This is a genomic window from Pseudomonas brenneri, from assembly GCF_007858285.1.
Classification (GTDB): Bacteria; Pseudomonadota; Gammaproteobacteria; order Pseudomonadales; family Pseudomonadaceae; genus Aquipseudomonas; species Aquipseudomonas brenneri.
Genome location: NZ_VFIL01000005.1, coordinates 256,570 through 269,137, shown reverse-complemented (window position 1 = coordinate 269,137; position 12,568 = coordinate 256,570). Strand labels below are relative to the sequence as shown.

The 12,568-nt window shown below is 56.5% G+C and carries 14 protein-coding genes and 1 tRNA gene; 3 read left to right on the top strand and 12 right to left on the bottom strand.

Annotation, left to right across the window (positions count from 1 at the left end):
- Positions 1 to 45: 45 nt before the first annotated feature.
- The 8 genes from FJD34_RS13020 to FJD34_RS12985 all read right to left on the bottom strand — a co-directional run bounded on the left by FJD34_RS13020 (position 46) and on the right by FJD34_RS12985 (position 6,400).
- Positions 46 to 456, bottom strand: a complete 411-nt coding sequence (locus FJD34_RS13020; RefSeq protein WP_032857941.1) for a type II toxin-antitoxin system HicB family antitoxin — start codon at positions 454 to 456, stop codon at positions 46 to 48.
- 23 nt (positions 457 to 479) lie between these two features.
- The gene (locus FJD34_RS13015; protein WP_032857937.1) at positions 480 to 662 is read right to left on the bottom strand and encodes a type II toxin-antitoxin system HicA family toxin; all 183 of its coding nucleotides are present in this window, start codon (positions 660 to 662) and stop codon (positions 480 to 482) included.
- A 358-nt stretch (positions 663 to 1,020) separates the two neighbouring features.
- Positions 1,021 to 1,881, bottom strand: a complete 861-nt coding sequence (locus tag FJD34_RS13010; RefSeq protein WP_090290621.1) for a DUF6216 family protein — start codon at positions 1,879 to 1,881, stop codon at positions 1,021 to 1,023.
- 172 nt (positions 1,882 to 2,053) lie between these two features.
- Positions 2,054 to 3,640, bottom strand: coding sequence for a DUF4041 domain-containing protein (locus FJD34_RS13005; RefSeq protein WP_090290622.1), 1,587 nt, complete (start codon positions 3,638 to 3,640; stop codon positions 2,054 to 2,056).
- A gap of 460 nt (positions 3,641 to 4,100) precedes the next feature.
- Positions 4,101 to 4,174, bottom strand: a tRNA-Gly gene (locus FJD34_RS13000).
- Positions 4,175 to 4,314: 140 nt separating this feature from the next.
- A complete protein-coding gene (locus FJD34_RS12995) occupies positions 4,315 to 5,199 on the bottom strand; it encodes an alpha/beta fold hydrolase (protein WP_032857929.1) in 885 nt (294 codons plus the stop codon).
- 299 nt (positions 5,200 to 5,498) lie between these two features.
- The gene (locus tag FJD34_RS12990) at positions 5,499 to 6,191 is read right to left on the bottom strand and encodes a 16S rRNA pseudouridine(516) synthase (RefSeq protein ID WP_090290623.1); all 693 of its coding nucleotides are present in this window, start codon (positions 6,189 to 6,191) and stop codon (positions 5,499 to 5,501) included.
- On the bottom strand, positions 6,191 to 6,400 hold the full coding sequence (locus FJD34_RS12985) for a cysteine-rich CWC family protein (protein WP_032857925.1): 210 nt from the start codon (positions 6,398 to 6,400) through the stop codon (positions 6,191 to 6,193). Before FJD34_RS12985 ends, FJD34_RS12990 begins: the two co-directional genes overlap by 1 nt.
- Positions 6,401 to 6,618: 218 nt before the next feature.
- On the opposite strand from FJD34_RS12985, the gene FJD34_RS28330 reads away from it, so the two are divergent.
- Complete coding sequence (locus FJD34_RS28330) at positions 6,619 to 6,966, top strand: hypothetical protein (protein ID WP_090290624.1); 348 nt, start codon at positions 6,619 to 6,621, stop codon at positions 6,964 to 6,966.
- A 157-nt stretch (positions 6,967 to 7,123) separates the two neighbouring features.
- Positions 7,124 to 7,552 carry a DUF3757 domain-containing protein gene (locus tag FJD34_RS12975; protein WP_157695971.1) on the top strand — a complete coding sequence of 143 codons (429 nt, stop codon included), beginning with the start codon at positions 7,124 to 7,126 and terminating at the stop codon, positions 7,550 to 7,552.
- Between the two features lie 10 nt (positions 7,553 to 7,562).
- On the opposite strand, the gene FJD34_RS12970 is transcribed toward FJD34_RS12975, so the two are convergent.
- Complete coding sequence (locus FJD34_RS12970; RefSeq protein ID WP_090290626.1) at positions 7,563 to 8,675, bottom strand: enoyl-CoA hydratase/isomerase family protein; 1,113 nt, start codon at positions 8,673 to 8,675, stop codon at positions 7,563 to 7,565.
- Between the two features lie 131 nt (positions 8,676 to 8,806).
- Here FJD34_RS12970 and ung point away from each other — a divergent pair, with 131 nt between their 5' ends.
- Positions 8,807 to 9,502 (top strand): uracil-DNA glycosylase, encoded by a 696-nt coding sequence (gene ung / locus FJD34_RS12965; RefSeq protein ID WP_167360827.1) that lies wholly within the window; start codon positions 8,807 to 8,809, stop codon positions 9,500 to 9,502.
- A gap of 58 nt (positions 9,503 to 9,560) precedes the next feature.
- On the opposite strand, the gene FJD34_RS12960 is transcribed toward ung, so the two are convergent.
- From FJD34_RS12960 to FJD34_RS12950, 3 genes are read right to left on the bottom strand one after another with little or no spacing between them, the layout of a single operon-like run.
- On the bottom strand, positions 9,561 to 10,598 hold the full coding sequence (locus tag FJD34_RS12960) for an AbrB family transcriptional regulator (protein ID WP_032857914.1): 1,038 nt from the start codon (positions 10,596 to 10,598) through the stop codon (positions 9,561 to 9,563).
- A complete protein-coding gene (locus tag FJD34_RS12955; protein ID WP_032857913.1) occupies positions 10,591 to 12,105 on the bottom strand; it encodes a tripartite tricarboxylate transporter permease in 1,515 nt (504 codons plus the stop codon). The genes FJD34_RS12960 and FJD34_RS12955 overlap by 8 nt, the downstream gene beginning before the upstream one ends.
- A gap of 1 nt (position 12,106) precedes the next feature.
- Entirely contained in the window at positions 12,107 to 12,565 is a 459-nt protein-coding gene (locus FJD34_RS12950; RefSeq protein ID WP_032857911.1) for a tripartite tricarboxylate transporter TctB family protein, read from the bottom strand.
- Positions 12,566 to 12,568 lie beyond the last annotated feature (3 nt).

Sequence of the window (12,568 nt, the reverse complement as noted above, 5' to 3'; positions counted from 1 at the left end):
TCGCTGATGGCCGAACTACGTTTCTTGCGGTCAAATTCGGTGGTGTTATCGCTCTTGTTGCAGCACCTTCAGCGCTGCCGAAGCGAGAAACCCCGAGCGGCTTTTTTCTTCCGGGTGATGCAGCACGTATTCATCAATACGGTTGAGCAAATAGCCAGGCAGCGTGATGTTGAGTTTCTGCGCCTTGCCCAGGTACTTGGTGACATCGATATCGACCACGGCCCAGGTGCAGCCGGCGTACTGCGGGTTGGCCGCATGCAGGGTGACCTTTTGCGCACTGGGAATCGGTGCTCCGTCTTCTGCCAGAAGCTCAAAATGACCCTCTATGGCTTCCCGTGCCATGGCCATGGCGTCGTCCAGATCATCACCAGCAGAGAAACAGCCAGGGATGTCAGGGACTTCTACACCCCAGGCGTGGTTGTCGTCACCGGTTGAAATTGCAATCGGATACAGCATGTTCGTTGTCCTCCAAGGGCGGTTTAACCGAGCAGGGCCTGTTTCAAAATGCTTTTGGCGGTCTTGTCCAGCAGGTCTTTCTTGGGATGGGGAATAGTCACCAGCCCAGGCTTGGTTGGGTGTTTGAAATGATGATGGCTGCCCCTGACGCGCGCCAGGTACCAGCCATCTGCAACGATATGGCCTATTAAATATCGGCTATCCACATCACCTCCTTGTGGTGTGTTGGTGGTGACTATAACCACTAAATAAAAATTATCAACACTCTACCCACCAATAAAAACGGCAGGGGTGTAAGAAGTGTATGGGCGTGGGGCGAGGCTGCAGAACGGAGGTATTACGGGGTTTTACTGGCAAATCCCAGGCATAAAAAAACCGGCCTCATGAGCCTAATGCCGATCAGTTAAGCGAACGCAATGCTCAAAGCAGGGGATCTGCGCTTAACTGATATGAACCTACTCGTAGTCTAGAAAAGGCATTAGATAGGTTTTGTGGTGTGATCAATCAGGTGAAACGACTCTAACGGTGTAATGTTAGAGTCGCAAAGCTATTCAGTTGGATGGGTTATTTTTTGAAAATTTTTCTTTTGGGTGGATGAATTTTTTCATGGAGTTTTTTTGCAATACTTGATCTGGATATTCGCACTAATATACAGAATACGGAGAAAATCGAAGTTGCGATGATCGTCAGAAGAAGCCCTCGTTGCCCCTTGAGCCCATTGTTTACATGCTCGCGGTATTTCTTGTCGTCAAAGAGCGAGCAGATGATGTTGATGTTTTTTTCTGTAAATTCTTTATTGAAAATTTCTTTAAGTGATTCCGGTGACTGGCACTCTTTTTCTGTCAGCGTTGGAGTGGATCTGAAAAAGCTAAATTTAGCATCACCCTCGGATAGGTAAAATGATGGCGCTTCCGGAGCGTCTCTCAATGAAACCATCAGGTATTTTGCGTTCGTAAGTGGTGCTGAGATGCTGATAATTAAGAAGAAAATGAAGAGTAGCCCAAAAAACATATATTGAGCATATTTAGAAAATAGAGCTTCTTTAAATGTGAGGCTGTTAAAGTCTTTCCAGTCTATATATTTTCTTACCCTTGCAACATCTCTATGACAGAAGCCATTTTTCTTGATCCATTCCTCAGCGAGTTTGGTGTCAGCCAAGTTCTGTGCAGGTATGTTGAACTCGAATCGGTAGTATTCAACTTCTCTCAGATTTTTTCGTATGTTTTCGTAGTCTTCGGTTTCAAATTTTGTGGAGCCTCCGAAAAAGCGCCACATTAAATCGCGTAGAAATATCAGTGAGCCGGAGCGTGAATAAATGTAAAAAACTAACAAACAGATAGCGATGCCGCTAACCAAGCTTGCCAGTGTTGCGTAGTTTTCAAATGTCCAGTTTACGATGTTGTCGTTGAAATTTTGCTGTGACACAAAGTCATCCTTGGTTTAATTCTAATGGAAGGTTTTATTGGTTCTTTAGCTTCGTTAGCCATTAAGAAATAGGCATTTTTGACTCATCCTTGACCTGGCGACTATGCAATTCAAGGTGCTGAGCATTATGTGCGAGCAACAAGCTATGCCCACGACATACCTGACAGTGTTGCTATACCGCCTCTTGCGCCTCCTCAAGTTCTTCCTGAGGTTCAAACTCAAGCTGATGCCGCGTCCACTGCTGCGCAATGACCGGGTTTTCTAGAATCTGCTGTTCAAGTCGGATAGTTTCCCGGAACTCATGTGCATCGGCTGCCATGGTCCAATGGGTTTCGACACCCAGGTTTTCCAATTCGGCGCGAATTTCTGTGAGCACCAAGCGGAAAAACTCTTTCCGTGGATTAACCTTGTTCATCTGGCGACGCAGGAAGTGGCGATGTAAGGTCTTTTCAAGGCCTGGAGCATCGTCACTGAAGATCATTGCATGCACGTCAAACTCAAACGGTACGCTGGCATCGCCGAGTTCGCGGATGCGGTCCTTGGGTTCCAAGCGTCGGGTCATGCCAATTTTGAACACCTCCTCACCGAAAGATCCAATATTAGAAATCACATACACATGGCCTGCTCTCGTCTGCTGAGCCATGGATAGCGCACGCTGGTTCTTTTCCTCGGCAACTTGGAGTTTGGCTTCAAGTTCTCGAAGTTTTACCTCGTACTCGGCACGTTGAGCATCGTTGGCGGTAGCGACTTGCTGGAGAACTTTATCCATCGCCTTTTTGATGGTTTCTTCTTCTTTCGCGGCGTCTTTTATTGCGCGTTCAAACTCTCGACGCGCTTTTTCTTCTTCTCGAATTTGTTCGCGCAGCTGTCGTTGTTCTTCTCGTTCCTGGTCTTTCAGTGCTTGTGCAGTGGCTGCCCACTTGAGTTCTTCAAGCCGGGAGGCAAGATATTCGTCAGTAATTCGAGCGTTTCTGAAGGCTGTACCATTATGGTTGACCAGCGCGAACGCATCCCGGATTTCCTGTTCCAATTTGCCGTGGTTGTCAGCTTTGTTTCTTGAGAGGATCGAGTCGACTTTGCCGTTGAAGGCATCGATAACAAAACGGATCGCGGTTCCCTTTCGATTGGCTTCAGCATAATCACAGGTTGCAGCTCTGCCTGATTTGACCATCGAGCGAGTTGCATCGCGGGCAGCTTTAAGCCTTTTCCCGGCGTCAGTAAAGGCGAACTCTTCAGCCAGGTCATCCAGCAGGTTATAGGTCGGTACGATATACGCATCACCATAACCCTCGACGATGTTTTTCATTGCTTTGGCGGTTTCTGCAAACTCCTTGGCACGGTTCATCGCTGCATAGGCTTCGCCTGCAATTTCTTCGGCTCGCTTGTTGGCCAACTCGATAATACGTTCAGCAGCCAACCTGGCTTGCTCCAGCTTTTCTTCGGACTGCTCGATTCTGGTTTTTGCAGAGAGATTGGCGCTTTGGCGTTCCAGGGCGGCGTCTTGTTTGGCTTTTGCCAATTCGAGCTCTGCTTCGGAAATGAGTTTCTTGGCCCATTCTTCGGCATCGATAATAGTTTGATACTTTGACAGGGCTGCGACTCGACTTAGCAGATCGAGGTTTTCCTGCTGCTGCCGGGCGATCACTTCTTCCCGTTGACGCAGGTCTCCTGTCAGCTTGGCAATAATCTTTGCGGCTTTGAATCGAAGAATCAAAAGCGCAAGGATGCAAGCGGCAGCAATGATGAGCAGTAGCTCCATGTGATCCCTCACAGATGGTCTGATTGAATATCGGAGCTGGACGCTATCCTTTAGCCAGTACGGTGTCCACACTCATTCTGATTCGGATTTTTTCTGTGGTGGGATTTGTACCTTCGAGAGATGGGTACGAAATGTAAGGAGAGCGGTTAGCCCGGATGTAGCAACATCCCGACTGACCGCCAAACCCGCAGACTGCCCCATTTCCCATTGGGCTTCTTGTACCGCAGCACCGTATCGGCCAAGGGCAGGCACTTGATATCGGAGCGTTTCATGGCATTTGTATAGCGTGGTTCGATCTAACTCCACTATACAAACCGCTATACAAGAAATTCCAGGCTGAAAAAACAAACGGCGGAATGCGAGGGAACGTGTTGGGTCGCTGAAAGCCCCGTTTTTACTGGGCTGGTCGCTGATGTTGAAACGTGGGGGATGATACGGAAAAACGAGGGAAAAGCAGAAGTGGAGCGGGTAGAGGGAATCGAACCCTCAACTAAAGCTTGGGAAGCTTTCGTTTTGCCACTAAACTATACCCGCTCAAAGCGGCTGACTTTGTACCAGATGTGCGCGGCAATTTGAAGTTTTTCTTTGGGAAATGTGCAAGTTGCGAGCGTCAGCCGAATTTTTCAGGCAACCCTGGGCAGTCTTTGTGCATCGTGCCCACCCAGGGTTCGCTTTCAAATCGCAAGTGCGTGCAGGGTCTGCCCCTGCTGATACCGCAGTCGACTCACTGACTGTTCCGGTTTCAAAAAGCTCATCAATGCCTGCCGACTGTCATTGCACGCGGCCTTGTGCTCCATGTCCAGGAAGTGCCCGGTGGCCTGGATGGTGCCAAAGCTGCTGTTTGCCACATGTTGCCCAAATATCCGGGCATCCTCGGCGCTGGTGTATTCGTCCCACTCGCCATTCAAGAACAGTACTGGAATGGCGATCTGCCGTGCGGCCTTGAGGTAGCACTGGCGGTCGCTATTGAGGACCTGGCTGATGTGGTAGTGCATCTGCCCGTATTCATGTTCGGCCAAAGTGCTGACATGCCGATAGTTGAAGCGCTTGAACAGCGGCGGCAGGTGTTTGCCGATGGTGCTGTTGACCAGATTCCCAACGCTGTGGCGGTCGAGGTTGCCGAGGTAGTCGACACCGCGTTCCAGGTAGTCGCGCATGGGCGTATTGATCACTGGGGAGAATGAGCTGATCACGGCTTTCTCCACGCGCCGCGGCCGCTGGGACAAGGCGACGAGGGTGGCGACGCCGCCCCAGGAAAAGGACAGCACATGCTCGGCGGCGAAGTGGTCGATGAGTTCCAGGAGGATCTGGCCTTCAATGTCCTTCGTCAGCATTTGTTCATGGCGGTTGTGGGCTTTGGAGCGACCGGCGTAGGGCTGGTCGTACAAAACCACATTGAATTGCGGGTACAGGCTTTTCACGGTCTGGGCGAAAGACGCAGTGGTGGCCATGGAGCCGTTAACCAGGATGATGGTCTTTTGAGCAGCGTCCGCGCGATAGAACTCCGTGTAAACCCGATACTGACCCTGTATATCCAGCACAGCGATTTCTGGCCTCATGTCATAAGACTCCTGGCAAGCGGGTGGTGCGCGCAGATCACTCTGCACGAGCTTTGTGACAGGTAGGCATACGCCTGGAAGGGAGGCCCATGTCGGTCCGTTGAAGCTGGCCGACGGGTGTTGTTATGGCGGGCAACTTGCCTGTAAGGCCCACACGTCAAGCAGTGCGGGCAGGCAATGTGTTTCTTGGACGGTTGGGTGACTCACCAGTCAGATGGCGGCTGGCGTTTTGATTCAAGCAGGAGGCGGGCCAGGTCGCAAGTTTCACCCAAAAGTTTTGCTGGTCATCGGCTGAACGGTCATATCTGACGGATTTCAGCCTCGGTCAGCGGTCGATATTGGCCGGGCGCCAGGTGTTCATCCAGCGCCAGCGGCCCCATGCGTTCGCGATGCAGGCGCGTCACTTTGTTATCGAAGTGCCCGAACATGCGCTTGACCTGGTGATAACGCCCTTCAATGATGCCCAGGCGCGCCGTTCTGGGGCCAAGGACTACCAGCTCTGCCGGTTGCGTGGTGAGGTTTTCGAAAGCGAAATACAGACCTTGCGCAAAAGTTGTCGCGTACTGCGGGCCGATCTCCTGCGCGGTCTCGACATAGTAGACCTTGGGCAGTTTGGTCAGGGGCTGGGTCAGGCGCCGCGACCACTGACCGTCATTGGTGATCAGCAGCAGGCCGGTGGTGTTGAAGTCCAGGCGGCCGGCGATATGCAGGTCGCCCTTGTCCGGTTCATCCAGCAGGTCAAGGACGGTACGGTGCTGCGGGTCCGAGGTGGCGCTGACACAGCCCTGAGGCTTGTGCAGCATAAAGTAGCGTGCCGGTTTCCCTGCTTGCAGGACGTCGTTGTCCACCATGACGTGGCTGAATTCGCGCACCTCATGATGCGGGTCGCTGACCACTTGGCCGTCGACCTTGACCCGCCGTTCCACCAGCAGCAGGCGCACTTGCTGGCGATTGAAGCGGGGCAGGTTGCTGAGGAAGCGGTCGACGCGCATTACGGCTGGGCCCTGCGCAATTGCTCATCGACCTGGGCACAGCGTGGGCACAGGCAAGCCTTGTTGCGCAGTGCCTCGGGCAACGCTTCAAGCACCGCCGGGTCGATACTGACGCTGTAGCACCAGCAGGCCTGGTCGACGGTACGTGGGTCGGCCAGGGTGCAGTCGTTGCGGGCGCCACAGGCCGGGCAAAGTGTGGGAGTGGTCATCGGTCGGTTCAGGCGTCATTCAGTCGAGGTTCCGGTGAAAACCGGTGTTCCTGGCACGATACAGACCTGGGCGATTTATTGCGCCACAGATGTATCAATCTATGTCGGGGTCGCACCAGATTCGGTTTTTGAGGTCTGATCCTTTGTCAGTCAGTGAAAGCTGTCTGGCGCCTCCCAGCGTCGCTGGTGTGTGCTCTTCCGCGGTCCAGGAGGCCGCCATGTATCGTCGATTGCTCATCACAGCTGTGCTCGGCTTGACCCTTTCTGCCTGCGTGCCTTATTACGGTGGAGGCTCCAGCTACTATCGATCCGAAGTCTATACCACGCCCGCGCCGGTCTATTACTACGGTGGCGGCCCGTCTTACCAGTACCGGCGCGGCTATTACGCACCGCCACCACGGTATTACCCGGCGCCGCGTTATTACCAGCCGGCACCCCGTTACTATCAGGCCGGGCCAAGGGCAGGCTACCGGCCATATCCCAATCAGGGCTGGGGTGATCACCGGGGCTATAGGGGACATGGCCGGGGTGGCGATCATGGCTCAGGTCATGGCGGGCACCGTTAAATCAGCTTTTCCTTGAAACGGCGCGTAATGCGCCGTTTTTTTGTGGTAGACCGTCTGTCCAGGCTGTCATATTTAACAGCTATATTAAGTGCCTTTCTAGGACTCTACTGAGTGGCAATTGCTCAGTAGCTCAACGGAATGACACATGATTAGCCGGATGCTTATCGTTTTTATCTTCGGGCTTTTCCCACTCGCTCACGCCAGCGTAGAGTTCGGTTGCCCATACCCCTCGTCGATCAAGCGCAAGGCCGACCATTTTCAAAGTGACAATGGCTATTGGAAAAGCCCCAAGGTCGAGTTTCCAGGCTTTTTGGACACGTTTGTCGGCGCGGTCTTCATCCCTGCCGAGGACGGGGAGCGCAAGCGAGGCCATTTGGAGTACTGCTCCTACAAAGCAGCCAACAACCAGTGGGTCAACCTCAGGTTCCAGGCACCCGAGCCCCTGGCCAGCATGTCACTGACCGACTCCACCCATTGGGTGCTGGCCCACGGGCCTTTTGACCAGGAAATCTACGTGTGTACGGACAGCCAGCCCGACAACTGTTCGTTCACCCTCGTCCCCCCAAAATCCTGGCCCGCCGGTTGACTCACGTCTGTCATAAATCAGAGAGATCTGCCAGCGGATGCCGTCCTTCCCAAGCCTTGTGAAAGTGCGCCTCGACCACGGCTTCGGGAACGCGGTTGATATCCGGCCAATGCCAGTGCGGCTGCTGATCCTTGTCGATCAGGCGTGCCCGAACCCCTTCACTGAACTCCGGATGCCGACAGCAATTGAGGCTCAAGGTGTACTCCATCTGGAAAACCTGCGACAGAGACAGGTGCCGTGCCCGTCGGATCTGTTCCCACACCAGGTGCGCGGTCAGCGGGCAGCCCTCGCTCAGGGTCCTGCCAGCCCGGCTGAACAGCGGGTCGCTATGCTCACGCAGTTGGCTCAAGGCGCGCCAGGCGCAGCGCACATCGCCCACATCCAGCCATTCGTCGATTGGTTGGCGTCGCGGTAGCCATTGTGCTTCGGGTTGCTGGCTGGCGGCTTCCTGGGCCAGGGCCTTGAACAGACTGTTGAGCTGCATCGCCGTCTGTTCCTGCCAATTGAGTTGCAGCAGGCCTTCGAGCATTTCGTCCTGTTGTTCATCCAGCAGGAAACGGTCGGCCAGGCCCAGGTCCAGGGCGTCGCGACCATTCATATGGGCGCCGGTAAGGCCGAGGAACAGGCCGAGCTTGCCGGGCAGGCGCGAGAGGAACCAACTGGCGCCGACATCCGGGTACAAGCCGATGCTGATTTCCGGCATGGCCAGGCGGCTGCTCGGTGTGACGATGCGGATGGCGGCGCTCTGCAGCAACCCCATGCCACCGCCCAGCACATAGCCATGACCCCAGCAAATCAGCGGCTTGGGGTAGGTGTGCAGGTGGTAGTCCAGGCGGTACTCGGCGGCAAAAAACTGCGCGGCCAGGGCGGGCACTTCACCTGGGTGCTCACGGCACGCCTGGGCCAGGCTGCGCACTTCACCGCCGGCGCAAAACGCCTTGGTGCCGTTACCACGCAGCAGCACGCAGACGATTTGCGGATCCCTGGCCCAACTGTCCAGGCGTTCGCTCAGGGCCAGGATCATCGGGAGAGAGAGGGCATTGAGAGACTTTTCCGCGTCCAGGCTGGCGATGCCGATACGGGCGCCGTCTGTGCCAGTGAGCTCTTCGAAGTGCAGATTCATCATGACCTCAATCGGTAAATTGAACGTTGAGTATGATCCCTTCGTGGGAAAGTGCCGGTTATGCGTCAGATCAATTGACAAGTGGGGTGGGCTTTCCTAGGGTTCGCCCATTCTTTTTACATGATGTGTTTCTGATGACTTCCGACGACCGTATCAAACTCGAACCGAGCTGGAAACACGCCCTGCGCGAGGAGTTCGAGCAGCCGTACATGACCGCGCTGCGCGAGTTCCTGCGCCAGGAGCATGCGGCGGGCAAGGAAATCTACCCGCCGGGCCCGTTGATCTTCAATGCGCTCAACTCCACGCCGCTGGACAAGGTGAAGGTGGTGATCCTCGGCCAGGACCCCTACCACGGCCCGGGCCAGGCCCACGGCCTGTGTTTCTCGGTGCAGCCGGGCGTGCCGGCGCCGCCGTCGTTGGTCAACATCTATAAAGAGCTCAAGCGCGACCTCAATATCGACATCCCCAGCCACGGCTGCCTGCAAAGCTGGGCTGACCAGGGCGTGTTGATGCTCAACACCACCATGACTGTGGAGCGCGCCAATGCCAATGCCCATGCGGGCAAGGGCTGGCAGTTCTTCACTGACCGGGTGATCGAGGTGGTCAGCGAGCATCAGCCGCACCTGGTGTTCCTGCTGTGGGGCGCCCATGCCCAGGGCAAGCAGAAGCTGATCGATGCGACCAAGCACCTGGTGCTGACCTCGGTGCATCCGTCGCCATTGTCGGCGTATCGCGGGTTTTTGGGCTGCGGGCACTTCAGCCGGACCAACAAGTTTCTTGAGCAGAATGGCGAGACGCCGATCGAGTGGCGGTTGCCGCCCATCTAAGGCCCAACACAAAAAATGTGGGAGCAAGCCCGCTCCCACATTAGAGTTGTGCCAGGTTTTAGACGGTGTCCGGCTGGCGGTTCCAGTGGCGAAACAACGGCTCCGCCAGGAACAACACAAACAGCAACCGCATCACCTGCATCGCCGTCACTAACGGCACCGACAGTTGCAGGGTCTCCGCCGTCAAACTCATCTCGGCAATCCCTCCGGGCATCATGCCCAGCGTCAGCGAACGCAGATCCAACTGCGTCAACGCACTCAAGCCCACCGCCGCCAGGGTGGCGATCAACATGGTCAGCACTGTGCCGATCAAGGTGCGGGCCATGAAGGCTGGCGCCCGGCGGAAGAACTGCCGGTTGAAGTGGCAACCCAGGCCACTGCCGATCAGCCACTGGCCAATCTGGCTGCCGCCGTCAGGTAAACCGATGTGCAAGTCCCAGGTGATGCTGGCAATGGCACTGACCAGCAGCGGCCCGAACAGCCAGGGGTTGGGTTGACGCAGGCGCTGCCAGCCCCAGGCGACTAGCGCGCCGACGGGAAACAACAAGGCCAGCCAGGCCCAATTGACGGGTGCCGGATGAAACTGCGGTGCGCCACCCCCCAGCAAGTACTTGAAGATCGCTGGCACGCACAGCACCACCAGCAACACCCGCAGACTCTGGCCCGCCGCCACGCGGCTGAGCACCGCGCCATTGCGCGCGCCCAGGTTGACCATCTCCCCGGACCCGCCCGGCATGCTTGAGAAAAACGCGGTGGCGCGGTCTTCACCGCTGCGGCGCATCAACCACACACCGACAATGCTCGACAGGCTGGTCACCAGCGCGCCGAAGAAGATCAGGCCAAAGTGGCTCATCACCTGCTCGATCACCACTGGGGTGAAGTGCAGGCCAATGCCGATGCCCACTACCCACTGGCCGCATTTGCGCCCGCCGGGAATCTCAGCCAACTGCCAAGGCGTTAGACAGCGCACCAGGATGATCGCCAGCAACGAGCCGACCATATACGGCAAAGGCCAGCCGACGAGGCTGGCCAGGTAACCGCCGGCCAGGCCGACCAGCGGTGTTGCCCACCAATGTCTAAGGGTGACCTCAGACATCGGCTACGGCACGACGCTGCAGGGAGCGCTTGCGCCAGATGCGCAGCAATGGCACGAGCAGCATGATGGCGGTCAGTACCCAGACGCCGAAGGTGATCGGGCTGGACCACAGGATTTCCAGTGCACCATTGGAAATCGACAACGCACGACGCAGGTTCTGCTCCATCAAGCCACCGAGGATAAAGCCCAGCAGCAGTGGCGACAGCGGGAAGTCCAACTTGCGCAGGATGTAGCCGAAGATGCCGATGGCGATCATCAGGAACAGATCGAAGGTGGTGGCGTGTACGGCGTAGACGCCAATCGCAGTGATGATTGCGATCACCGGCACCAGTGCCCAGTTCGGCACCGCGAGGATGCGGGTGAAGATGCGGATCATCGGGATGTTGAGGATCACCAGCATGATGTTGGCGATAAACAACGAAGCGATCAGGCCCCAGACGATGTCCGGTTGCTGTTGGAACAGCAGCGGGCCTGGCGTGATGTTGTACAGCGACAGTGCGCCGATCATCACCGCCGTGGTGCCCGAACCTGGAACGCCGAGGGTCAGCATCGGCACCATGGCGCCGCAGACGGAAGCGCCGATGGCGGTTTCCGGGGCGGCCAGGCCGCGCATGTCACCCTGGCCGAATTTGCCGCTGGCGCCTGCGATACGTTTTTCGGTCATGTAGGCCACGGCCGAGGCCATGGTCGCACCGGCACCTGGCAGTACGCCGATGATGAAGCCCGACACACCGCACCGCAGGTTCACGGTCAACACCGACAGGGCTTCCTTGACGTTGAACATCATGCGCCCGGTGGCTTTCACTGCTTCCTGGCCACGGTGGGTTTTTTCCAGGAGCAGGAGGATCTCACTGATGGAGAACAGGCCCAGCACCAGGACCACGAACTGGATGCCGTCGGTCAGGTGAATATTGTCGCCGGTAAAACGGTATACACCGCTGTTGGCATCGATGCCCACGCAGGCAAGGAACAGGCCGATCAACGCCGAGACAAAGGTTTTCAGCGGCTTGTCACCGGCCATGCCGCCCAGGCAGACAATCGCAAACACCATCAGTACGAAATATTCCGCCGGGCCGAAGGCAATCGCCCATTTGGCCAGCAGTGGGGCGAACAGCACCATGCCGCAGGTGGCGATAAACGCACCGATGAACGAACTCCAGGCAGACAGCGACAACGCCACGCCGGCCATGCCTTTGCGGGCCATCGGGTAGCCGTCGAGGGTGGTCATCACGGTGGAGGCTTCGCCCGGGATGTTCAGCAGGATCGAGCTGATCCGGCCGCCGTATTCGCAGCCCAGGTACACTGCTGCCAGCAGGATCAGCGCCGATTCCGGCGGCAGGCCCAGGGCAAATGCAATGGGGATCAACAGGGCCACGCCGTTGATCGGGCCCAGGCCCGGCAACAGGCCGACCACGGTGCCGATCAGGGTGCCGCACAGTGCGGTCACCAGGTTATAGGGGCTCAGCGCGACGCCGAAACCCTGGCCCAAATAGCCAAAAGTATCCATATCAGTTCTCCAGAACGTCGAGCAGACCGAGGGGCAGTGGCACGTCCATGGTTTTATCGAACAGCAGATAAAGACCGATGCTCATCAAGGTGATGATCACCGCGCTGGGCAACCATCGGCCGCCATACAGCCGAGCCATCGGTATACCAATCAGAATGCTGCTGAGAATGAAGCCCAGGGGTTCGAAAGTGCCGGCAAACACCAGCAGCAGGGCCACGCAGATCCCGATCTTGATCAGGGTCGGGCGGTCCAGCGCCGGCTCATCGTCGGTGTGTTTGGTCGGTTGTGGGCGAATCAGCATGTAGAGCAGTGCCAGCCCCATCAGCCCGATCAACAACAGCGGGAAGGCCCGAGGCCCTACGGGCTCGTAGGAAAAGGCCGCCTGATACGGCCAGGCCATCAGCGCCAGGCCGATACAGGCCAGTAACATCACGGCAGCGAAAATGCGTTGTAAGAGCATGGA